The organism is Streptomyces sp. ISL-10 (assembly GCF_018614575.1).
GTDB lineage: Bacteria > Actinomycetota > Actinomycetes > Streptomycetales > Streptomycetaceae > Streptomyces.
Genome location: NZ_JAGGOJ010000008.1, coordinates 1 through 23,540 on the forward strand (window position 1 = coordinate 1; position 23,540 = coordinate 23,540).

A 23,540-nucleotide genomic window follows, 5' to 3' on the forward strand; every position below is an offset into this window, starting at 1 on the left:
ACCGCCAACATTCTTAAGGACGACTGATGGTTGAGACAGTTGGGGGCGCGGTTGCTCCGGCTGATGCGGGTCCACAGCACCCCCCGGAGGAGGACGGCCTGGGCGGTCTGCGCCGGCTTGAGCAACTGATCGGCCCGGCCGTACGCCCCGTCAAGGGATGCCAGCGCCTCCCGCCGCTTCCCGGCGAACCCGAGTACTCAGTCTTCGTTTCTGCCATCGGGGACCCCACGGTGCTCTGGGCGAGCGAGGCCAGTCAGCCGGACGGGCTGGACGGGGCGGGCGGCGGCACCGATCCCGCACGAGCCCGGCTGATCAGCGTGGCCGAGGCCTTGGAGCGCTACACCAACTCCTTCTACCAGCCGGAGCTGGTCCGTTGGGCGACCGCGGAGGAACTCGGGGACGAGGCGGTTGATCTGGATGCGTTGCCCCGCTGCTCAACGGCAGAGCTCGCCGATGAAGCCGCCTGGTTGCTCCGGCCGGACAAGTCGCTGCCCCAGCGGTGGGTGCGCGGCTGGTCGCTCACCCGCAGCCGACCGGTGTGGGTGCCCGTCAGTTACGTCTGGCTCTTCACCCATCACGAGGTGATCGGCGAGCGGATCGCCAATCCGATCTCGACCGGCTGCGCCATCCACTCCGACGTCAATCAGGCGGTGGTCAACGGCATCTGCGAAGCCATCGAGCGCGACGCCATCTCCCTGGTGTGGCTTCAGCGGATGGAGCTGGCGGAGATCGACGTGCACGACGAGCCATCTTTGCGTGAGGAGCAGCGCCGGGTGGGGGACGGTTTCGTGCGCTACCGGTTCTACGACGCCACTTCCGATGTAGGCGTCCCGACCGTCTACGCGGTCGTCCTCAGTGACCACAACGACGCTCTGTCCCAGTTGGTGATGTGCGCCACCGGGCCGGACCCCGTCGACGTGGTGCGCAAGATCTACCGAGAGGCGGCCTCGTCCCGCATCGCTCTCCAGGCCAGGCGCTCGGTCCCCGACGATCCGCAGAACTTCACCAGCGTCCTGCACGGCGCCATCCACATGGGTCGCCCCGGCAAGAGGGACGCCTTCGACTTCCTGCTGCGCCGCCCCCGGCCCACCCGCCGACTGGCCGACCTGCCCATCGCGCCGGACGGCTCCCCGGCCCGCCACGTGAGGTGGCTCGTCGACCGGCTGGCGGCCGTCGGCGCCGAGGTGATCGCCGTGGAGCTCACGACGGCGGAAGCGCGGCAGGTGGGATTCCGCTCGGTGCGGGTGATCGTCCCGGAACTCATGCCGCTGTCCTTCGTGCACCGCAACCGGTATCTGGACCACCCCCGGCTGTACCGGGCGCCGGCAGCGATGGGTCTGGTCAGCCACCCGGAAGCGTGCCTCAACCCCGAGCCCCAGCCGTTCGCCTAGGAGCAACCGACATGTCCATCACCACCGCGCCCACGCATGTGCTGTGGACCGGGGACTTCGGCGAGCGGGTCGCCGGTCACCTGGAGACCATGACCGGCGGGCCGTCCCTGCGCGCCGACGTGCGAGGCCGCTGGTCCGCCGAGTGGCCCCACACAGGCCTGCGCCTGGTGGCCACCTGGCGCCATGAGCCGGCCTTGCTCGACCGGGTGGCCCGCGTGCACAGCGCCTGCCGTACACCCTGGCTGCCGATCGTCCACGAGTACCCCGTGATCAGGGTCGGACCTCTGGTCGTGCCGCGGGGAGGTCCCTGCCACGACTGCTACCTCAAGCGGCGCGCGCAGCACGACCGCAGTCCGTCCGTCACCCAGGCGCTACGCGCCTCTCTGGCGGCCGACCCGGACAGCGGCGTGTCCGGTTTCACCGACGCACAGGCCCGGATGGCCGCCGCCCTCGCCACTGACCTGGTCCACCGGTACAGAACCTCTACCGGCGCCCGACCGGGCCGGGTCGTGTTCTACAACGTGCTGACCCGGACGCTCGTCGGCGACACGGTCGTCGGCGTGCACGGCTGCGGGGAGTGCGGCACGCCGCCCCACCCGGACGACGGATGGCGGCACCTGGCGGCCGACCTTGCAGCCGACGCACCGGAGGGGAACCGCTGATGAACACCATCGAGACCCACTCGACACAGCGGGGGATCCCCGCCACGGCCATGAGCCAGGCCGTCGTGAGCGACCCGCAGTTCCGCCTGCCGTCGCGGCCCCAGCTGTGCCGCGGGCTGCATGTGGTCGAGACACCCGAGGGAGTCGTCGTCGACGGTGCCGCCGAACGGCAGCACCTGCGCGGGGACTCCGCGAGTACCGTCCGCGAGACCCTCTTCCCGCTGCTGGACGGCACCCGGGATCTGGCCGCACTGGCAGAGGTCACCGGATGGAGCCTGGCGACCGTCCACAAGGCAGTGGCCACCTTGTACTTCGCGGGACTGCTGGAGGACGCCGACGCCGCTATGGAGCCGCTGCCCGGTCCGAGCCCCTCACCGCAGGCGGCGACGTGGATGGCGCGGACCCTGGACTGCAGCCGCGTGTTCCCCCACTCCAGCCACATGGCGTACGCCGCGGCCCAGGCGGTCGTCCGGCTGGCGGTGCGCAGTGGTTGGCACAGGCCACTGCGCGATGCGCTGGCCGACGTGGGGATCGTGAACGTTGCGCCGTACGACAGGCGGGAGAGCGACCCGGCCGCACTCGTCGTGCTCGATCTGTCAGCGCCGGCAGAGGTCGCCGACAGCGTCCTGCGGACATGTGCGGAGGACGGGCTCCGTGTGCTGCTGGCCGGCGAGGACGGCGACCGGATCACCGTGGGACCCCTGGTCGATCCCTCCGCTACCGCCTGCGCCCGCTGCGCCTGGGCTGCCGTCCGCCCGGTGCCTGACCCGACGGGCCGGTACATGGCCACGGGGGTGCCCACACCGCATGACACAGCCGTCACCGCGCTCATCGCCGAGGAGATACGTGCCGCGCTGCTGCGCAATGAGCCGGCCGCATCCCTCGGTGGACAGCTGGTCGTCGACCTCGGTGCCGCCGGCACCACCACCTACAAGCTCACCCCGGAGGCGGACTGCACCACCTGCTATCCCACTTCTGCCGGTGCGCGACACCCTGGGCCGGGCGAGGCAGCGCTGCACTACGAGTACGCCGTCGGCTTTCCCCCACGTCACCTGGTCAATCCCAAGGCGCATCAGCATCACTTCCGGCCCGAGAACGTGGGCCTGCAGTTCGAGCGGCTGCGGTACCCGAACAATCCGCGCACACCTCTTTCCGAGGTGACCCTGACCGACGTGCAGGAGTTTGCCGAGACAGGCAAGTCGCCGGAGTGGCCCGAGGCACTGGCGGCCGTGCTGCGGTTCACCGTCGGTCTGCGTACGCCCCGGGAACGGCCTGGCGGCAGCGAACCCGGGCGGGTGCTGCGCTGGGCTCCGACCGGGGGCAACCTCGGCTCGCCACACGCCTATCTGCTGCTCCGCGGCTGTCCGGGGATGGCCGACGGCGTCCACTACTACGACGCGGCCGATCACGCACTCACCGCGATGCACCCGCACACCGACCACTTGACGGTGCAGGACGACGCGGTGGACGCGGACACGACCAGCGGCCCCCGGATCCATCTCTTGTTCGCTTCCGAACTGGCCCGAGTCGCCCGGAAGTACGGGCCCTTCTCCTACCGGGTGGGCAACCTGGACGTCGGCTGCGCCCTGGCCCAACTCGCGATTGTCGCCAACCTGACCGGGCTCGACTACCGCCTGCTCGACCCCGATCGATGGCGGCCCCACAGGGAAAGCCTGCTCGGGGTCAGCAGCCCGCCCCTGATCGCCGCGGTCGTCCAACTCACCAGCGGGGGAAACCGGCCATGCCTCTGATCGACATCAACCAGCTCACCGAAGACCTCCTGCATACCGGTGCCGCCCAGCCGACGGGCGTCTTCGCCGGCCCTGCGACCCCGCCCCCGCTTCCGGGAGACCCGGTCCAAGCGCTGCGCACGCGCAGCGCGGTGCGGCAGTGGGCGTCCGGCCCCATGGAGGTGGGGACGCTGGCACGAGTCCTGCAGTACGCGTGCGAGCAGGACGACCGTATCTGGAAGCCGGCGTTCCCGACGCTGCCGACGCCGACGGCCGCAGTCCTGGCCCGGCGGGTCGGCGGCCTGCCGGACGGCTACTACCACTACGACCCCGGACGCGAGGCTCTGGTCCGCCAGGCCCAACCGATGCCTCCGGCGGAGGAACTGGTGCTGCAACTGGAGTTTGCCCAGGCCCCGGTCCTCGTCCTGGCTCTGGGGGACCTGGCTCAGGCCACGGGCCGCCACGGCGCCTCGGGCCACAGGCTCCTGCTGGCACGGGGCGCGGCGCTCGCGCATGCGATGTGGCTCGCGGCTCTGTCCAGGGGTGCCGTCGGCACGGTCTTCGCCGGGGTCCTCAACGCGGCAGGCCGCACTGAATTGGGCATCGACGGGTTCCACCAGGCTCAGCTGCTCGGGCTGGCACTTGGTGAACCTCGATCGAATGAGCCGCCCGCAAGGGAGGGGCGATGAGCGCACGCCACCGCCTCGACCAGGTTCCGCACATCTCTCCTGCGGCGGACGCCTGGCTGGACACCGAATACCTGGCGATCCGGCGGGGCGTCGAGATCACCGAGGGGATCAACCACCAACTGATCGCGTTCGACGCGGGGACCGGGCATTACACCCGCCTCTCCCGCAGCGGCGCGGCCATCCTGAAGGCGCTGGACGGAACGATGACCGGGCGGGAGCTCGCCGCCCGAGTGGTACGACCAGGGGCCGATCCCGAGTCCACCGAGCACATCATCGTGCTCTTCCTCGGTGAACTGCGCGCCGCCGGACTGCTGAACATTCCGCCCGCGGCCGACGATCGCCATTCCCAGGTGCGCTTCGCGCGGCGCAGCCACATGCCGCACCGCGCGCTGGTCGGCCCGCGGGTGTCCCGACTGCTGGACCCTGTCGCCGCGGTTCTCCGGCGTGCGCCCCGCGTGTTCGCTCTCCTGTGGTGTGCGGCGGTGCTGCTGTCCCTGGCAGCCGTCTGGTTCGCCGTCTCCGCGCCCGGCGCCGCCGAGCGGCTGTCGGTCTCGGGACTGACGTGGGGGTGGTCGGTTCTGATCGGCACGATGCTCGTACAGACCGCGGTCCACGAGCTCAGTCACGCGGTCGCCTGCCGCTACTACGACGTCCCGGTGCGGGAGATCGGCATCGGCCTGCTGTTCTACGTGGTGCCGGCCGCCTACGTGGACCGCACCGACGCCTACAGGCTGACCAGCCGCCGGGCCAGGGTGGTGATCGCACTCGCCGGTGTGTCGGTGGACGTGTTGTGGCTCGGCGGTCACGCTCTCGTCGCCGGTCATGCGGGCGGCCAGGTGGGCCACGCCTTCGGCCTGCTGGTCTTTGTGCAGACGGCGCTGCTGGTCGCCAACCTCAACCCGCTGTTGCCCACCGACGGGTACCATGCGCTGGAAGCGGGCCTCGGTGCGGTGAACCTGCGGGCACGGTCGTTCACGGCGCTGCGGTGCCTGGTCCTGCGGCAGCCGCCCCCCAGCTGGCTGGCCACCCGCAGCCCGGCCCAACGCGCGCGCTACCGGATGCTCGGGGTCATCTGTCTCGCCTACGCCCTGCTCATCGCCGGGTTGTGCCTGCGGTCCCTCGTCGTCCTGGTCGGGTGAGGGCAGTGACCACGACCCCCACGACTCCGCTGCTGGAAGGCCCGGCCATGAGCCGAGTGGCCGGCCTCCCCACGGACTTCGTCACCACCTTCGCCGCCCCCGAGGTGGCCGAGGCGCTCGAGAGGATCGCGGGAGCCCGGCGCGCCCTGGAAGCGCTCGCTCCGACGATGAGCGACCTGCTGCACGCGGCGGTACCGCACATGTCCTCCGCTGCCGCCCGCCGAAAGGTCCTGGACTGGCGCCGACGTGCCCATGCAGGGGAACCGACGGAGGTGGCAGCCGACCTGCTGGCCGAGGTGCGCTCGCGGCTGGACCCGGCACACACCGCCGTACTCGACCGCTGGACCCACTGGTCAGCGGCTCTGTCCGCCCTGAGGTCCCAACTGGGCGACACAGCCGCCGATGCCGACATCCGTGAGGAACGGACCCTGCGGCAGCTGGTGGCCGAGCCGGCACTCGCCAACGCCCTGGCGATCGTCTCACCGGTGTTCTCGCACCGCACCCGCCGGCCGTCCACCAAGCAGCTCAGCCGCGGCGCGCGCCTGACCGCGTACAGGTACGCCGTGCGGGCCGCACTGAAGACCAGTCCTCTGTCGTCGTTCACCGAACTCGCCTACGACCGGGCCGCAGCCCAGGCCCAGCCCCGGGTCAGCCTGCACCCGCTGATCACACGGGTGCTGCTGCGGGAGGCTGCAAGCCGTCCAGGAATCCGAGAAGAACTGAAGTGGCGCGTCAACAGGTCCCTGCGCACCGGCCCCGGCTGGGCCTGGCTCAGCGAGCCGCAGCTCCACGCGGGCGACGGCTTCGGCTGGTCCAACGAGGAGACTGTCGACGCCCGCCGGCGCCCAGACCTCACCCAAGCAGTGCGGGTCCCCGGCGAGCTGAGCCGGCGGCGCCTGGCCAGGCACCTGGAAAGCGGCCTGATCGACATCGACGACCCCTGCCCGCAGGACGAACTCCTCGACTGGCTCACCACCCGCTTGGTCTCGGCTCCCGAGCCCTGCGCACGCAAGGCCGGGGACCATCTGGCCACTGCCGCCGCCGAGTTGGCCACCATGGCAAGGGGCGACGTACAGCAGCGGGCCGGAGCACTGGCCGAGGTGAAGGGCAATCTGAGATCGGCGCTGCACGCACTCGGCGCCGCCGGCTGGCCCCTGACCGAAGTGACCACCCTCTACGAGGACCGGGCGGCATCGGTCAGCGCAGCGCCGCTGGACCCGCGTCAGCGCGATGCCCTTCGACGTCACGCACGGGCCGCCTGCGACAGTTTGCAGGTCTCGGCCCCCTACCGTGCGATGACCGAGGAGTTCGTGAGCCGGTTCGGGCCGGGCGGAGTGTGCTCGGATGTCTTCGGTTTCTGCCGTGACCTTGCCCGTACAGGCTGGCCACACACCCTCGACGGCCCTCCCGCCGACCGGCCGGCCAGGCCGGGCCGGTCGAGCTGCCAACCCTGCGTGGCTGTGTTGTGCCAGGGCGCGGGCGAGGACCCGGCCGGCGAGCCGCTCGTCGTCGTCAACCACCTCTCCACCGGCACCGGCGGGCTGCTGGCACGGTTCCACCGTCTCTTCAGCGGCGCCGACGGCCTCGCCGACCACATCCGCGCGTGGCTGCGGACGCTGTATCCGGACGCCGAGCTGCTGGAGTTCGTCCCGGCCCGGATCGCCAATCCGCTGCAGGCCGACAGCAGCGGGCTCCTGCCTGCCCTGCACTGGCCCACGGCACCACGGCAGTTCGGGCCCGGTGTGGACATCGAGGAGCTGGAGCTGTTCCACGACCCGACGCGCCACGCCCTTGAACTACGCCGGAGGTCCGGATCCGTAGTCGGCCCCGTTTACCTCGGCACGGTCCCGCAGCACCTCATCGGCGGCCCGGAACGTGCACTGCTGGTCATCGCGGATCCCTGGTCGGCGCCGCCCGAGTTCGCCGATGCGGCGGTTCCGCTCCAGCAATCCACGGCCAAGCAGGGCGACCACCTGCCCCGCCGCAGCATTGCCGGGGTCGTCGTACGACGGGAGAGCCGAACAGTGGCGGCGGCCGAGGTGCCGCGCAGGACATCCGGCGAGTCCCTGGTGGACTTCCTGGAGCGCATGGACCGGTGGCGGCGGGCGCACGGTCTGCCCGCCGAGGTGTATGTCCGGGCGGAGACCGGCGTGCCCATGCGCGAGGACAGGATCCGCAAACCCGTGTGGCTGGCGTTCGCCTCCCCGACCGGCATGCAGGCTCTGACCCACCTGGCGGAGAAGGCGGGGACACGGCGGCTGGTGTTCACCGAATGCCTCCCTGGGCGCGCCGGACATGGCGTCGACGGCGGCGTGCAGCCCCGCGCAGCCGAACACGTACTGCACTTCTGCAGCCCCGGCTTCGAACACGGAGGCGCGTGACGTGGAGGCCCAGGAGTGGCTGTATGCCCGAATCCACCACTGCGACCACGCCGACGGCGAGTTGATCCTGCGCCAGTTCGTGCCGCCATGGTCGCAGCAGGCGCTGCGTGCCGGCGCCCGGAAGTGGTTCTTCGTCCGGTACGCGGACATGACAGGCCCTCATATACGGCTGCGCTTCCACGGCAGCCCCCGCGCCATGGACGAGTGCTACGCCATCGCAAGACACCTCTGGAGGGAGGAAGCAGCACGCACGCCCGCCCGGGGGGAGGTCGAGCGGCTGCACCCGAGGGCCGAGGAGGTCATCCCCGCGCAAGGGCAACGACGGTTGAGCTTCGGGCTGTACGGGCGGGAGCACGCCTACTACGGACAGCCGGCAGCCGTCGACATCGCTGAGGCGCTGTTCCAGGCCAGCAGCGAGCTGTCCTTGGAGATCGTGGCCGCCACCGGGGCGGACCGGGCGCGCCGGGCCCGGCTGGCGGTCCAGGTGATGCGGGGCTGCCTGGGAGAACTGGGGGCCGCGCAGCGCGAGCGGTTCTGGCGACTGCACTGGCAGCACTGGACAGCCGCGCTCGGAGGCGACCTGGCACAGCTGCGACAGGCGGAGGACATCGCCGCGCAGTGGCAGCCGACGCTCACCGAGGATGCGGTTGCCGACGCCGACCGGGACGAGTCACCCCTCGCCGTCGCGGCAGCAGAGCTGGGCAGGACGCTGGCCGACGGTGTCCGGCGGGCGCTCAACGCCGATCCGGCCGCACGTGCGTCCCGGCTGCTCCTCATGCAGCTGCACATGACCCTCAACCGGCTGGGCTTCCTTCCCCTCGAGGAAGCCGTCCTGGGGCGCGTGGCCGCACAGGCTCCCCCCTTCCGCCACCGGTCGGACACAGACCCGGCGCGAATCCCAGCGCCGCGACCCAACCCTGAAAGGAGATCCAGATGACCGACCTCGACCTGCACCTCGACGCGGAGACCCCGGAACTCGAGGTACTTCCCGACACCCACTCCGCCGCGGTCGCGAGCTGCGCCGGCAGCGTCGGGAGCGCGGGCTCGTTCTCCACACCGGCCGGGTGCTTCGGAACCGTCGGCACGGCGAGCTCCGCCTGAGCTGGCGCTCCGCTCCGCCCGCCTGGTCGAGGCCGGGCGGGCCACAGACCCGGCGTGGACGTGCCGCGCCGTGTCCGGTTCCTTCACGGGCCGGACGTCGATCCCGAAGGAGGATTCCCCATGACCGACCTCGATCTGCATCTCGACCAGGAGACCCCGGAACTCGAGGTACTTCCCGACACCCACTCCGCCGCCGCCTCGACTGCTGGGTCCCTGTCCACGGGCAGCAGCATCTCGACCCCGGCGGGGACGTTCGGCTGCGCCGGCTGCGCGAGCTCCGCCTGACCTGGCGCTCCTCTCCGCCCGCCTGGTCGAGGCCGGGCGGGCCACAGACCCGGCGTGGACGTGCCGCGCCGTGTCCGGTTCCTTCACGGGCCGGACGTCGATCCCGAAGGGAGATACCCCATGACCGACCTCGATCTGCATCTCGACCAGGAGATCCCGGAGCTCGAGGTGCTTCCCGACGCGCACTCCGCTGCTGCGGCGGGGACCGCTGGAAGTGCCAGCTGCATCGGCTCCGCATCCTGCCCTGTCATGACCTACGGCACGGCGGCCACGCTGGGCAGCGCGGGCTGACCGGAGCCGACCGAACCAATCGTCCCGCTGGGGGGAGCCGGGCACGGACTCCGGCCTCGGCGGGCCGACCCCTCGACTCTGACTGGAGAATAGACATGCACGACCTGGACCTGATCCTGGAGCAGGAGATTCCCGAGCTGGAGGTGCTCCCTCAGACGCACTCGGCTGCCGCGGCCGGCTGCGTCGGCTCGGCGAGCACCATCTCCTGCGCCTCCTGCCCGGCGGCCTCACTGAGCAGCGCCTCCACGGCGGGTAGCAAGGGCTGACGAGTTACGGCGTCACACGGCGTTCATGGGGGCCGCGCGGCCCCCATGAACGCCGCTGGCGCGTTTTGACCCGGCGTTGGCCGGGCTGAGTGTGCGCAGCCTCGCCGGCCGGAGTATTGAGGTTCTCGTCTGCCACCACGCCAAGTTCCTGGATGGCGTCCGCGAGCAGGCCAACCGCCTCATCGAGCTGTCCATGCAGGAGTGGGACCGCATCAGCCAAGCGACAGCATCGGCTGAGTCCGGCTCCTGGTCGGTGACTGGTCCGGAAGCAATGGTTCAGGAGCGGCGGTCCTGTCAGAGGCAAAGGGAAGTTGCCGCGCAAACCGGGCCCTGTGGTGAACGGGGAGTTCGGGAGGCGCCTGATGGGCAAAAGCCCAGGTCGCCGGGCCGGGCTGGGCGGGGAGCGGCCACCTCCCTGCTGGAGGTCGCAGGACCGGATCACGCGCGCGCCCGACTTCCGGCAGGCGATTTCGCGGCCGGATGCCAGTCCGGGCGCGGCGGGCCGAAACGCCCGGCGGCTCCACCGGGACCGGTCCTCCCCCCGATCGCCCCGTGATCGGTAGCCGAAAACGATAGAAATGTTCCATGTATAAATTTTTGGGGCGACTCGGGCATCGATCGCCCAAGTCGCCCGGGAGTGATCAGGCGCCCGGTAGGTGGAGCGCGCGGCGGTTGCTGCGGCGCCTGCGTTCCGTGCTGAGCGTGCGCAGCCTCGCCGGCCAGGTGTTCCTCCTGCAACTGGCGGTCGTGGTGCTGGTCGTCGTTGCCGCGCTGGTGGCCCTCGTACTGCAGGCGCGCCGCGACAGCATGGCGGACGCCCGGACCCGGACGCTCACCGCGGCCGAGACCTTCGCGAAATCACCAGGGCTCCTGACGGCATTGGAGAGTCCCGACCCCACAGAGTTGCTGCAGCCGAGCGCCGAGGCGGTTCGCAGGGCCGCCGGTGTCGACGCCGTCATCGTCTACCGGCGGGACGGGATCACCCTCACCCACAGCGACCCGAAGCAGATCGGAAAGCACGTCATCGGCCCCTACGCGGAAGCGGCGGCAGGAAAGTCGTTCACCAGAACCTTCCAGGGTGCCCTGGGGCTCTCCGTGATCTCGGCCGTCCCCGTCAAGGACACCGACAACTCGGCCGTCGCCATTGTCTCCTCCGTCGTCACGGTGGGGAACGTGCAGGACCGGGTGAACCAGCAACTGCCGGTCCTGTTCGGGGTCGTGGCAGGCTCACTCGCCCTCGCCGCGGGTGGGTCGGCACTGGTGAGCCGTCGCCTCCAGAAGCAGACCCACGGCCTGGGCCCGGCCGAGATGACGCGGATGTACGAGCACCACGATGCGGTCCTCCACGCCGTACGGGAAGGAGTGCTGATCGTCGGAGGTGACGGCCGGCTGCTGTTGGCCAACGACGAGGCCCGCCGCCTGCTCGACCTGCCGGAGGATGCGGAACGTCGCCACGTGAGCGCGCTGGGGCTGAACGCCGACCTCGCCGGGCTGCTCACGTCCGATCGCTCGGCCACCGACGAGGTGCACCTGGCGGCCGACCGGCTCCTCGCCGTCAACAAGAGGTTCACCGCTCCCCAGGGCCCGGCGAGCAGGGTGGTGACGCTGCGGGACACCACCGAACTGCGGGCTCTCTCCGGCAGAGCCGAGACCGCGCGCCAACGGCTGGAGCTGCTCTATGACGCCGGCGTGCGGATCGGGACCACCCTGGATGTCACGCGCACCGCTGAGGAACTCGCGGAGGTCGCGGTCCCCCGCTTCGCCGACGTCGTCACCGTCGAGCTCCTGGACCCGGTCCTGCACGGTGAGGAGCCCTCCGGCGTGAGCACCGAGCTGCGCCGCACCGCCGTCGTCGGCCTGGAGGGGGACCATCTGCTCTCCCCGGCCGGCAAGCTGATCCGCTTCGTCGCCGCCCACCCCATGGCCGCGGGCGCGGCCGACGGCCGAGCGGTCCTGGTGGAGGACCTGAGCGCCTCCGAGGGCTGGCGGGCCCAGGACCCCGACCGCGCCCGCCGGATCCTGGACCACGGCATTCACTCCCTGATCCTTGTCCCGCTGCGCGCCCGGGGGGTGGTGCTCGGAACGGCCCACTACTGGCGGGCGAACGCCTCCCCGCCGTTCGAGGAGGAGGACGTGTCCTTCGCCGAGGAGCTGGCCGCCCGGGCGGCGGTGTGCATCGACAACGCCCGCCGCTACACCCGCGAGCACACCATGGCCGTCACATTGCAGCGCAGCCTGCTGCCCAGCCGGGTGCCCGAGCAGACGGCCTTGGAGGTGGCCTACCGCTATCTGCCCGCCCGGGCCGGGGTGGGCGGGGACTGGTTCGACGTCATCCCGTTGTCGGGTGCCCGGGTCGCGCTGGTCGTCGGCGACGTCGTGGGGCACGGCCTGCACGCGGCGGCCACCATGGGCCGACTGCGCACCGCAGTGCACAACTTCTCCGTCCTGGACATCCCGCCGGAGGAACTGCTCGGCCGCGTTGACGATCTGGTGGCCCAGATCGACAGCGACGAGGCCGTCGCCGACGGGGAAGGTCAGGGGATCACCGGCGCGACCTGCCTGTATGCCGTCTACGACCCCGCCTCCGGGCAACTGGCGGTCGCCACCGCCGGCCATCTGGGACCGGCGGTGGTCCATCCCGACGGGACCGTGAACTTCCCCGAGCTGCCGATCTCCCCGCCGCTCGGCCTCGGAACCGGACTGCCCGACGAGAGCGCCGAGCTGACCGTGCCTGAGGGCTCCCGGCTGGTGCTCTACACCGACGGGCTGATCGAGGACCGGGACCGCGACCTGGACGTCGGCATGGCGACCCTGCGCGACGCGCTGGCCGGACCCGACCGTTCCCCGGAGGACACCTGCGCCGCGGTTGTCGACGCCATGATGCCGGACCGGCCCCGGGACGACATCGCGCTGCTGGTGGCCCGCACGCACCGGCTCGATCCCACCCGGATCGCCGAATGGCAGGTGCCCCGCGAACCGGCGGTGGTCGCCCCGGTCCGCGCTGCCTGTGTCCGGCGGCTCCGGGAATGGGGCCTCGAGCAGATCGACTTCGCCGCCGAACTCGTCCTCAGCGAGCTGATCACCAACGCCATCCGCTACGGCACCGAGCCCATCAACGTCCGGCTCCTCCGTGACCGAGCCCTGATCTGCGAGGTCTCCGACGGCAGCAGCACCTCACCACGACTGCGGCGGGCCAAGGTCACCGACGAGGGCGGCCGCGGTCTCTTCCTTGTGGCCCGGTTCGCCGAACGCTGGGGCACCCGCTACACGCCCACCGGAAAGGTCATCTGGGCCGAACTGTCCCTCCACGCCGGCGCCGGCCCCTCGGTGGAAGGGCTCGCCGAGATCCTGCTCGACGAGGAGGAGCGGCTTTCCGGCGAAGGCGGGGAGCAGAACGGCGCGGCACGGTGAGGGGCATGGCGAAGTCGCCGTGCGACCGCTCGCCCGCCACGCCCCACGGGCCGGGCCACGGCTTCCGGCCCGCCGCCGTTCCTCCGGCCGGAACGATCGGCGCGGCGGCCGGAGGCTGCGCCGACCCGGATTGCGCCCCCGGAGCATCGCGCCTTGCTGAACCGACTGCTCGGGTACGTGCCTCGACCGTGAAGCCCTGCCGCGGATGCCACCCGCCGCATCTCGACGCAAGACCGCTCAGCGCCGCTGCTCGTCCCCCGAGGGCGCGTCGTATCCGGCGAATTGCCGGACCTGCCCCGGTGGACAACCGCTCGTGCCCGCCCCCGCGCCTTCCCGACCCCCTGTGTCCTGGAGCCATCGTGACTGCACCTCGTGTCCGAACAGCGGCCGCCGCAGGCTGCCTCACCCTCCTGATCCTGAGCGCCTGCACCGAGACGCCGAAGGCCACGCCCGTGAAGCCGTCGGTGGCCACCTCGGCAGCGGAGGCGGGGGGCATGAGCAAGCTGATCGCCGCGGCGAAGGTCGAGGGCGCGCTCAACGCGATCGCGCTTCCGCGGGACTGGGCCAACTACGGCGGTCTTATCGACGACTTCGAGAAGAAGTACGGGATCGAGGTCACCGTCGCCGATCCCCAGGGATCCAGCCAGGACGAGATCGACGCCATCAAGAAGAGCGGGAAGAGCGCCGACGCCCCCGACGTCATCGACGTGGGGGACACGTTCGCCCGGTCAGCGGCCCGGCAGGGCCTGCTCGCGCCGTACAGGGTCGCCGCGTACGACTCGATCCCGGACAACCAGAAGGACAGCGAGGCCCGCTGGTACAACAACTACGGCGGCTACATCTCCATCGGCTGCGATGCCAACCGTGTCAAGCCCTGCCCCCGGACGTTCGGCGATCTGCTGGACCCCCGGTACAAGGGGAAGGTCTCGCTCGACGGCGACCCCACCCGTTCCAACACCGCCTTCGCCGGCGTCTATGCGGCCGCCCTCGCGAACGGGGGGTCGTTCGACGACATCCGCCCCGGCCTCGACTTCTTCGCCGAGCTGAACGACCGAGGCAACTTCAACCCCGTCGAGTCGACCTCGACCGCGGTGGAGACCGGCGAGACCCCCATCAGCATCGACTGGGACTACGTCAACCTCGACTACTCGGACCGGTTCCGCGGCAAGGGCTTGGACTGGCGGGTCGCGATCCCCTTCGACGGCAGCTTCGCCCAGTACTACGCCCTGGCCGTCAACATGAACGCCTCGCACCCGGCGGCGGCCCGCTTGTGGCAGGAGTATCTCTTCAGCGCGACGGGCCAGAACCTCCGGCTCAAGGGCTACGCCCGTCCGGTACTGATGGAGACCATGCGCGAGGACGGCACCCTCGACGAGGACGCCGCGGCAAAACTGCCGACGGTCGAGGGGGAGCCCCGGTTCCCCACGGACGCGCAACTGGAGAAGGCGAGGGTGACGGTCGACCGGGGCTGGGCGAAGGCCGTAGGAGGCTGAACCCATCGCGTGAGGGATCACGCGTCCGGTCCCCGGGCCGGGTGATGTCAGGCATGCGGCACCCGGTCGTCACAGGCATGTGGAGTGGCTGGGATCAGCCGGCGGCGGGAGGAGTCTTCGACACGGGACGGAGTCGGGGTGGGCGGCAGCGGTCCTGGACCGCGCGGGACAGGGCCGCCCACCCTGATGCTGCTGGTCCGCGCGCCCCAGGGCGTGGATGACGGCACCGCGTCCGGGCGGGCACGGAGCCGGACAGGAGGCCGACCGCCGAAACGGGGGAGTCGACGTTGTCCTCCTCGGTGATCTACCCGCGCATCCCAATCAGCGGACAACAGGGTGCCTGACGGGCATCTGCCCCTGTTCAGGCACCCTTTTTCTGCGTTTAGAAGAAGCCCAGCTTCTTCGGCGAATACGACACCAGGAGGTTCTTCGTCTGCTGGTAGTGGTCCAGCATCATCTTGTGCGTCTCGCGGCCGATGCCCGACTGCTTGTAGCCGCCGAACGCGGCATGCGCCGGGTAGGCGTGGTAGCAGTTCGTCCACACCCGGCCCGCCTGGATCGCCCGGCCGGCCCGGTAGGCCGTGCTGCCGTCCCTCGTCCAGACGCCGGCACCCAGGCCGTACAGCGTGTCGTTCGCCGTGGCGATCGCGTCGTCGAAGTCCGTGAAGGACGTGACGGCGACGACCGGGCCGAATATCTCTTCCTGGAAGATCCGCATACGGTTGTCGCCCTCGAAGATCGTGGGCGCCACGTAGTAGCCGCCGGCCAGCTCCCCGCCGTACTCGATCCGCTGACCTCCCGTCAGGACCTTGGCGCCCTCCTGCCGGCCGATGTCCAGATACGAAAGGATCTTCTGTAGCTGGTCGTTGGACGCCTGTGCGCCGATCATCGTGTCCGTGTCCAGCGGATGTCCGGGCACGATCTTCTCCGTGCGCACGACAGCCGCCTCCAGGAACTCGCTGTAGTGGCCCCGCTGGATCAGCGCACGTGACGGACAGGTGCACACCTCGCCCTGGTTGAGGGCGAACATGGTGAAGCCTTCCAGCGCCTTGTCCCGGAAGTCGTCGTCCGCCGCCCACACGTCGTCGAAGAAGATGTTCGGGGACTTGCCGCCCAGCTCCAGCGTGACCGGCTTGATGTTCTCCGAGGCGTACTGCATGATCAGCCGCCCGGTCGTCGTCTCGCCCGTGAACGCGATCTTCGCGACCCGTGGGCTCGACGCCAGCGGCTTGCCCGCCTCCACACCGAAGCCGTTGACGATGTTGAGGACGCCGGGCGGCAGCAGATCGGCCACCAGGCTCAGCCACACATGGATGGAGGCCGGGGTCTGTTCGGCCGGCTTCAGCACGACCGCGTTGCCCGCCGCCAGCGCGGGCGCCAGCTTCCATGTCGCCATCAGAATGGGGAAGTTCCACGGGATGATCTGCGCGACCACGCCCAGCGGCTCGTGGAAGTGGTACGCCACCGTGTCGTCGTCGATCTCGCTGAGGGCGCCCTCCTGGGCGCGCAGCGTGCCGGCGAAGTAGCGGAAGTGGTCGATCGCCAGCGGAATGTCCGCGGCGAGCGTCTCGCGCACCGGCTTGCCGTTGTCCCATGTCTCGGCGACCGCCAGCTTCTCGGCGTTCGCCTCCATCCGGTCGGCGATTTTCAGCAGAATGCCCGCGCGTTCGGCCGCCGAGGTGCGGCCCCACGCCGGCGCCGCCGCATGGGCCGCGTCCAGGGCCCGTTCGACGTCCTCGGCCGTACCGCGGGCGATCTCCGTGAAGGGGCTGCCGTCGACCGGGCTCGGATTCTCGAAGTACTGCCCACGGGCCGGTTCGACGTACTCGCCGCCGATCCAGTGGTCGTAGCGCGACGCGTAGGAGACGACGGAGCCTTCGGCGTTCGGCTTCGCGTATCGGGTCATGTACAGGCCTCCCGGTGCAGGCGCCGCCCGCCGTTGGGCGGCGCTCCCGCAGAGGCTAGAAAGCGAAAGGTTGCATCCAGGTTGCGCGCGTTCGTGTGCGCAGCCGGGCGCGCGAAGCCGTCGTCACCCGCGCTGCCAGGCGTCCAACTCCGCCACGCGCGCCAGCGCTGGCGTCCGCCGGTCGGGCGGCAGCGCGGACGCCAGCGCCCGCCAGGCAGGCAGGTCGTCCTCGCCCCACGTGCTGTACGCCCAGTCGGCCAGCAGCGCCGGATCGCCGCGGGCAATGAGCGCCGCACGCAACTGGTTCTCCAGTCGCCCGCGCAGCCGCACCACCGCGGGCGCCTGGGACGAGGGCAGCAGCGGCCCCGCGTACGCCCCCAGCGCACCGGTCACCGCACCGGACGCCAGCCGCCGCGCCACCGTGTCGAAGTCGGCGTCGACCGGGGCGGCTAGCCGGTAGGGCCGTGAGCGCAGCAGACCGGGGCCGAGCAGATGCCGCAGCCGGGACAGTTCCGCGCGCAGGGTCACCGGCGTGACCGTCTCGTCCTCGTACAGCTCCACCAACAGCTCGTCGCCGCCGATGCCGTCGGGACGGCCGCCCAGGACGACGAGGATCTCGCTGTGCCGCCGGCTGAGCCGCAGTCGTCGGCCCGCGGCGACCAGCACCGCCTCGTCCCGGCCCAGCGCCGTCAGCCGCAGGCAGTCGGCCCGCGGCGCCGGGGCGAGCAGCGCGAGCTGCGACTCAGCGGCGCGGGCGACCGCACCGACGAACGCGAGGCTGTGCGGATGGGCGAGCTGGTCCCCGCCGGTGATGTCCACCGCGCCCAGGACGCGGCCCGTCGCCGGATCGTGAATCGGGGCCGCGGCACACGTCCACGACTGGACCGGTCTGCGGAAGTGCTCCGCGGCGAAGACCTGCACCGGCCGTCCCACGGTGATCGCGGTGCCGGGCGCGTTCGTGCCGGCGACCGCCTCGGCCCAGCGGGCGCCGGGAACGAAGTTCATCCGGTCCGCCCTCCGGCGCGTGGCCGGCGGACCCTCCACCCACAGCAGCCGGCCGTGCGCGTCGCAGACGGCCACCAGATGGCCGCCGTCCGTCGCGTACGCGCCCGTCAGTTCACGGATCACCGGCATCACCCGGGCCAGCACATGACCGTCCCGGTACGCACTGAGATCCTCCCCGTCGAGGTCCACACCCGCCACGCCCTCCGGGCTGACCCGCGCACGCGCGGAGCGCCGCCAGGAGTCGGCCACCTCGGGCCGAACGGGCGTCTCGACACGGCCGGCCGTCAGATACGCGTCGTACGCCCGGCGCAGCGCCGCGCTGCGTCGCGCCGGATCAGCGCCTGGCTCCAGGGCCACCCATGGATCGCTCACATCGCCCTCCCGCGCCCATCGTCACTCGGCCGGCCGGGTCCGACAAGGACCGCGCACCGGCGACGGTCAGGCGAAGTCGACGAGCCGGATGTAGCGGGTCCAGTCCCAGTGCGGGCCCGGATCGGTGTGGGTGCGCCCGGCACCTCGTGGTGGCCGATGATGTGCGACTGGTCCTTGGGGATGCCGTAGCGGTCGCAGACCCAGGCCGTGAGCGCGGCCGACCGCTCGTACATCGCGGGGGTGAAGTACGCGGGACGGTCCATTCAGCCCTCGTGCTCGATGCCGATGCTGCGGGTGTTGCAGTCCCAATTCCCCGCGTGCCAGGCGATGTCCCGCTCCCGCACGCACTGTGCGACGTGCCCGTCCGAAGAACGCACGACGTAGTGCGCCGAGACCTTCCTGGCCGGGTCCTTGAAGATCTCCAGGGTGTCCGCGTACGTCTCCTGGGCGACATGGACGACGACGTATCGGACGGAGTACGCCGGAGGCCGGCTGGACCGGTGCAGTTGGACGCCGTCGCGGGCACCCACTCGCCATCGATACAAGTATGCCGGCGGCTGCGGTGGCGGCGGCGCCCCGGAGCAGACCCCTGCGGTCCATGGGACCTCTTCTCGGGGGGTGTCCGGGGCGCGGCAGGACGGCGGAGACCTCCCGCAGATGACGGTGCAGAATGCCATGAGGATCCCCCGCCGGCAGCCACTGTTCGCGGATTTTCGCCACACAGGTGTAGTTGGTGTCGCAGACGTTGGCGAGGGGCGCCTCGCCCGCCTGCGTGACCAGCTGGTACGCGTCGAGCGTGGACAGGCGGTAGTCGCGGGCCGGCCACGCACCAGGTCCAACGGCCCGTACCCGGCAGGCTGTCACCCGCCGTCCTCGACGGACGGCGCGGCCCCGGCGGCCCGGGGCCCGGCCGTCCGTGCCCGGCACTCCGTGCCGCCGGAGCCGAAGTGCGCGTGGTCGGCCGGGCCGCCGGCGGCGTCCCAGGGCGTCAGTCCTCCGCCGCCCGTTCGCCCAGCGCCAGCGCCAGCGCCGACGCCGGGTCCGCGGACGCCGGACCCGCCGGGGCCCACACCGAACGCTCACGGCGGTACGGCCACCACCGGCCGTCCGTGCCCAGACGGAGTTGCACCTGCCCACCGACCACCGTCCATCGCGCCACGCCTGCCGCCCGCAGCCTGGGGCGGCCGGACGCGTCCGTCTCCGCCCACGCCTCGTCGAGGGCCGTCTCCGCTCGTGCCAGCAGCGCCGGGTCCGGTGCGAAGTCCTCCTCCAGGACCTGGAGTCCGGCGGCACCGCCGTACCGCCACGCCCGCACGGCGAGGGCGAGCTCCGCACGATCGCGCCCCGTGCCGGCGGCGATACGGCCCGCGACGACCGGTCCCGGGGACGACGCCGCCATCCGTACCGCGTCCTGGTCGCGCGTCAGGACGGGCGGCGCCGGATGCTCCTCGTGCCCCGGCGCGAGTGCCTGCATCAGCAGCAGAAGGGCACGCACGGCAGCGTCCTCCACGAGGAACTCCAGCGCGTTGGGGTCGACACCGGGCGCCGGAAGCGTCTCCGTGTCGAGCGCGGGCGCGGGGCCCGCCTCCTCCGGCAGGGGCGGAGGAGGCGGCAGCGGCGGCAGGATGTCCCGCGCCGCGAACGTCTCGTCCGCCCGTACCCCCGGAGAATCCCGCACCTCTGCATCCCGCGCATCCCCCGCACCCTCCGGCTCCCGCGGTGACGGTGTGCTCGCGCGCGCCACACTGCGCGCCTGGAGCTCGTCCAGCAGCCTTCGCTCCGCCCGCCCCCGCATCAGCAGCAGCACGAACGGGTCCTGGTCCAGCAGGCGAGCGACCTGGTAGCAGAGCGCGGCCGTGTGCGGACAGTGGTCCCACGCGTCGCAGCCGCACTCGGGCTCCAGGTCACCGATCCCGGGCAGGAGCTCCACTCCGGCCGCCGCCGCGTCCTCCACCAGGTGCGGCGGCATCTCCCGGTCGAGCAGGGCGGCGATGTGGCCGGCCCGGTCCACCGCCATGTCGAGGAACCGGTCCCACTCCTCCTCGTCCAGTTCCTGCAGCAGCACATCGCTGCGGTACCCGGTGCCGTCCCGGTCACGGACGACCGCGGTGATGCGGCCGGGACGCACCGACACCGCGCCGACCGCGCCCTCGCGGGCATGCCTGCGGCCCTTCTTCAGCTGTTCGCCGTCCAGCGCGGTGTCCTCCAGCGCCTTGAGCCAGGCCTGCCCCCACCAGGTCTGCGCGAAGCCCCTGCCCCGGGCGGGAGGCAACGCGTCGAACGTCCGCTCCATGTCAGGTGACCCGCTCATCGTCCATCCCCCCGCAGTTCCACCAGTTCCGCCAGTTCGGCGTCGGTCAGCTCTGTCAGCGCCGCCTCGCCGGTGCCGAGCACCGCGTCCGCAAGCTCCTTCTTCCTGTCCAGCATCCGCGCGATACGGTCCTCGATCGTGCCCTCGGCGATGAGCCGGTGCACCTGCACGGGCCGGTCCTGGCCGATGCGGTACGCACGGTCGGTGGCCTGCGCCTCGACGGCGGGATTCCACCAGCGGTCGAAGTGCACCACGTGCTCCGCCCTGGTGAGGTTGAGCCCCGTGCCCGCGGCCTTCAACGACAGCAGGAAGACCGGCACTTCGCCGTTCTGGAAGCGGTGGACCATGGCCTCGCGCTCGGCGACGGGCGTACCGCCGTGCAGGAACTGGGTCCGCACGCCCCGCCCTGCCAGATGTTCCTCGAGGAGCCGTGCCATCTGCACGTACTGGGTGAACACCAGCACGCTCGCGTCCTCGGCCAGGATCGTGTCCAGCAGCTCGTCCAGCAGTTCGAGCTTTCCGGAGCGGTCCGCGATCCGCGGACGCTCCTCCTTCAGGTACTGCGCGGGGTGGTTGCAGATCTGCTTGAGCCCGGTGAGCAGCTTGACCACCAGACCGCGCCGTTCCATGCCGCCGGCCTCCGAGATCGCGGCGAGGGTCTCGCGCACCACCGCCTCGTACAGTCCGGCCTGTTCGGCGGTGAGGGACACCGTGCGGTCGGTCTCGGTCTTGGGCGGCAGTTCGGGCGCGATGCCCGGATCCGACTTGCGCCTGCGCAGCAGGAACGGCCGGACGAGCGCCGAGAGCCGGGCGGCGGCCGCGGGGTCGCCCCCCTCCACCGCCTGGGCGTAGCGCGTACGGAACGTGCCGAGCCGGCCGAGAAGGCCCGGTGTGGTCCAGTCGAGGATCGCCCACAGTTCGGAGAGGTTGTTCTCCACGGGCGTTCCGCTGAGCGCGACGCGCGCCTTGGTCCCGATGGTGCGCAGCTGCCGGGCGGTCGCCGAGTACGGGTTCTTCACGTGCTGGGCCTCGTCGGCAACGACCATGCCCCAGGCAGCCCCGGCGAGCCGTGCCGCGTCCAGACGCATCGTGCCGTACGTCGTCAGCACGAACTCGCCCTCCTCCAGGCCGTCGAGGGAGCGGTTCGGGCCGTGGAAGCGCCGCACCGGCGTGCCGGGGGCGAAACGCTCGATCTCCCGCTGCCAGTTGCCCATCAGGGAGGTGGGGCAGACGACGAGGGTCGGCCCCGCGGCCGAGGGTTCGGTCTGCCGGTGCAGATGGAGCGCGATCAGCGTGATGGTCTTGCCGAGCCCCATGTCGTCGGCCAGACAGCCGCCGAGGCCGAGCGACGTCATCCGGTGGAGCCAGTTGAGGCCCCGCAGCTGGTAGTCGCGCAAGGTGGCGGCCAGGGCGGTGGGCTGGGCGACCTCCTGCCGGCCGCCCTCCGGGTCTGTGAGCTCTTCGCGCAGCCGTTCCAGCGGCCCGGACGCCGTCACCTCGACGCGCCGGCCGTCGACCTCGGCGGAACCGGTGAGCGCGGCCCCGAGCGCGTCGATCGGCGCCAGCTTGCGGTCCTGGCCGGCCCGGGCCCGCCGGGCTTCCTCGGGGTCGATGAGAACCCATTCGTCGCGCAGCCGCACCAGGGGGCGCCCGGCCTCGGCGAGTCGGTCCAGCTCGGCCCGCGTGAGCTCCTTGTCGCCGAGCGAGAAACGCCAGTTGAAGGAGAGGAGGGCGTCGGCCGACAGGAAGGACGGCAGCCCGGACGACTCCCGGCCGACCGCATCGGCCCCGCTGCCTGTCGTGTCTGTCCGCGTGTCCGTCGCGCCGCCGTCCGCCGGCCCGACGACCGCGCGGGCGGTGAGACGCCGGGCCAGCTGCCGGGGCCAGTGCACCTGCAGCCCGGTCGCCGCGAGGGCCCGCGTGGCGTCGCCCAGAAGTTCGGCGATCTCCTCGTCGGCGAGCTCGATCGCGCCGGGCACGGCGGCGTGCAGCAGCGGGGCGAGCGGAGGCCAGGCGCGCGCGGCACGACGGAGCGCGAGCAGGGCGTCGAGCCGGGTACGGGAGCCGAAGGCGGCGGCGGAGGGGCTCGTACCGGCCCAGACATCGGCGGCGTCGGCAACCAGAGCCGGATCGCTCACGCTGTGCATCTGCACCACGCCCCGGAACGCCGGCCGACCGTCCCCGTCCGCATCCGCGTGAGCCACGTCGAGCCCCAACACCTCTATACGCAGGGACAGTCGTACGCCGGCGTCGTGTCCGGCGGCGATGTCGGCCACCCAGGCGCGCTGGTCGGGCAGCCGCAGAGGCTCCTGGGCGGCGAACGCCGCACCGCCCGCCGCGAGCGGAGCCGCGGGGCTGCGGGGCAGCGTGTCGGCCACGGCGTCGACGAACTCCCGCAGCAGCCGCTCCGGTTCGGGCAGCAGCAGCGTTTCCGCCGCGGGGGCGAGAGGTACCGCATGCGCGGCAGGAGGCATGGACGCCGCGAGCGTGCGCAGCCGGTCCAGGTCCTGGGGAGTGAGCGGCCCCATGCGCCACGCGTCGTTGTCGGTCGCGCTCAGCCCGGGCAACAGCAGTCCGCGTGCGGCCAGTTGCAACGCGACCACCGCGGCGGCGCCCCAGAACGCGGCCGTGCCCGACGCACCGGGAAGGGTGCGTGCGCGGGTCAGTAGGGGCAGTGCGTCGCCCATGGGCACGAGCAGTGCCGGTACCTCGCAAGTGCGCAGGTCGTCCGTGACGATCGTGATCCGGCCGGGCAGGCCGACGCGGCCGTCGGGGACCGGCGACAGGTCACCGTCGGGCAGGGAGTCGGGCTGGGAGTCGGGCAGAGAGTCGGGCAGGAGGAAGGCCATGCGGCCGGTCCTGGCCGGATCGCCCGGCAGGAACACAGCTGGGCAGCCGGCGAGGGCGTGGACGGCGGCCAGGGAGAGTGCGGGTTCGGCGGACGGGGACGGCGGTGCCGTGGGAGGCATGTGCACAGTGAAGACGCATTCCTCAAATTTGACTACTTGGAGCCGGAGCCGCCGAGGGTAGCCGACTCACGTCATGTCGCGCGCGCGATCGGCGTGTGATGCGTACCACTGCCTCCGACGGGCGCGGCGAGAGCGGTG

17 protein-coding genes and 1 pseudogene are annotated in these 23,540 nt (G+C 71.6%); 13 read left to right on the plus strand and 5 right to left on the minus strand.

Features of this window, described 5'->3' with window-relative positions; translation table 11 throughout:
• Window positions 1-26 precede the first annotated feature (26 nt).
• From J7E88_RS08855 to J7E88_RS08915, 13 genes are all read left to right on the plus strand, one after another.
• On the plus strand, window positions 27-1,391 hold the full coding sequence (locus J7E88_RS08855) for a YcaO-like family protein (protein ID WP_215179028.1): 1,365 nt from the start codon (window positions 27-29) through the stop codon (window positions 1,389-1,391).
• A gap of 11 nt (window positions 1,392-1,402) precedes the next feature.
• Window positions 1,403-2,053 carry a TOMM precursor leader peptide-binding protein gene (locus tag J7E88_RS08860; protein ID WP_215179029.1) on the plus strand — a complete coding sequence of 217 codons (651 nt, stop codon included), beginning with the start codon at window positions 1,403-1,405 and terminating at the stop codon, window positions 2,051-2,053.
• On the plus strand, window positions 2,053-3,804 hold the full coding sequence (locus tag J7E88_RS08865) for a hypothetical protein (protein WP_215179030.1): 1,752 nt from the start codon (window positions 2,053-2,055) through the stop codon (window positions 3,802-3,804). The genes J7E88_RS08860 and J7E88_RS08865 overlap by 1 nt, the downstream gene beginning before the upstream one ends.
• Window positions 3,795-4,472: a nitroreductase family protein gene (locus tag J7E88_RS08870; RefSeq protein ID WP_215179031.1), complete on the plus strand. Its 678-nt coding sequence runs from the start codon at window positions 3,795-3,797 to the stop codon at window positions 4,470-4,472. Before J7E88_RS08865 ends, J7E88_RS08870 begins: the two co-directional genes overlap by 10 nt.
• Complete coding sequence (locus J7E88_RS08875; RefSeq protein ID WP_215179032.1) at window positions 4,469-5,611, plus strand: PqqD family peptide modification chaperone; 1,143 nt, start codon at window positions 4,469-4,471, stop codon at window positions 5,609-5,611. Before J7E88_RS08870 ends, J7E88_RS08875 begins: the two co-directional genes overlap by 4 nt.
• A gap of 5 nt (window positions 5,612-5,616) precedes the next feature.
• Window positions 5,617-7,992: a hypothetical protein gene (locus tag J7E88_RS08880; RefSeq protein WP_215179033.1), complete on the plus strand. Its 2,376-nt coding sequence runs from the start codon at window positions 5,617-5,619 to the stop codon at window positions 7,990-7,992.
• A gap of 1 nt (window position 7,993) precedes the next feature.
• Window positions 7,994-8,929: a thiopeptide-type bacteriocin biosynthesis protein gene (locus J7E88_RS08885; RefSeq protein ID WP_215179034.1), complete on the plus strand. Its 936-nt coding sequence runs from the start codon at window positions 7,994-7,996 to the stop codon at window positions 8,927-8,929.
• Window positions 8,926-9,093 carry a thiocillin family RiPP gene (locus tag J7E88_RS08890; protein ID WP_215179036.1) on the plus strand — a complete coding sequence of 56 codons (168 nt, stop codon included), beginning with the start codon at window positions 8,926-8,928 and terminating at the stop codon, window positions 9,091-9,093. The genes J7E88_RS08885 and J7E88_RS08890 overlap by 4 nt, the downstream gene beginning before the upstream one ends.
• 120 nt (window positions 9,094-9,213) lie before the next feature.
• On the plus strand, window positions 9,214-9,378 hold the full coding sequence (locus J7E88_RS08895) for a thiocillin family RiPP (RefSeq protein ID WP_215179038.1): 165 nt from the start codon (window positions 9,214-9,216) through the stop codon (window positions 9,376-9,378).
• A gap of 120 nt (window positions 9,379-9,498) precedes the next feature.
• Window positions 9,499-9,669 (plus strand): thiocillin family RiPP, encoded by a 171-nt coding sequence (locus J7E88_RS08900; RefSeq protein WP_215179040.1) that lies wholly within the window; start codon window positions 9,499-9,501, stop codon window positions 9,667-9,669.
• A 95-nt stretch (window positions 9,670-9,764) separates the two neighbouring features.
• Window positions 9,765-9,935 carry a thiocillin family RiPP gene (locus tag J7E88_RS08905; protein WP_215179042.1) on the plus strand — a complete coding sequence of 57 codons (171 nt, stop codon included), beginning with the start codon at window positions 9,765-9,767 and terminating at the stop codon, window positions 9,933-9,935.
• 585 nt (window positions 9,936-10,520) lie between these two features.
• Window positions 10,521-13,346 (plus strand): SpoIIE family protein phosphatase/ATP-binding protein, encoded by a 2,826-nt coding sequence (locus J7E88_RS08910; RefSeq protein WP_215179044.1) that lies wholly within the window; start codon window positions 10,521-10,523, stop codon window positions 13,344-13,346.
• 359 nt (window positions 13,347-13,705) lie between these two features.
• On the plus strand, window positions 13,706-14,839 hold the full coding sequence (locus tag J7E88_RS08915) for an ABC transporter substrate-binding protein (RefSeq protein WP_374196255.1): 1,134 nt from the start codon (window positions 13,706-13,708) through the stop codon (window positions 14,837-14,839).
• Between the two features lie 382 nt (window positions 14,840-15,221).
• Here the strand turns inward: J7E88_RS08915 and adh are convergent, their stop codons facing one another.
• The 5 genes and pseudogenes from adh to J7E88_RS08940 form a co-directional block, all read right to left on the minus strand.
• Complete coding sequence (gene adh / locus J7E88_RS08920; protein ID WP_215179046.1) at window positions 15,222-16,745, minus strand: aldehyde dehydrogenase; 1,524 nt, start codon at window positions 16,743-16,745, stop codon at window positions 15,222-15,224.
• 123 nt (window positions 16,746-16,868) lie between these two features.
• The gene (locus J7E88_RS08925) at window positions 16,869-18,122 is read right to left on the minus strand and encodes a GAF domain-containing protein (RefSeq protein ID WP_215179048.1); all 1,254 of its coding nucleotides are present in this window, start codon (window positions 18,120-18,122) and stop codon (window positions 16,869-16,871) included.
• A gap of 66 nt (window positions 18,123-18,188) precedes the next feature.
• Window positions 18,189-18,663, minus strand: a pseudogene (locus J7E88_RS08930) (N-acetylmuramoyl-L-alanine amidase).
• Between the two features lie 447 nt (window positions 18,664-19,110).
• Window positions 19,111-20,433, minus strand: coding sequence for an SWF or SNF family helicase (locus tag J7E88_RS08935; protein WP_215179050.1), 1,323 nt, complete (start codon window positions 20,431-20,433; stop codon window positions 19,111-19,113).
• A complete protein-coding gene (locus J7E88_RS08940) occupies window positions 20,430-23,402 on the minus strand; it encodes a DEAD/DEAH box helicase (RefSeq protein WP_215179051.1) in 2,973 nt (990 codons plus the stop codon). The genes J7E88_RS08935 and J7E88_RS08940 overlap by 4 nt, the downstream gene beginning before the upstream one ends.
• Window positions 23,403-23,540 lie beyond the last annotated feature (138 nt).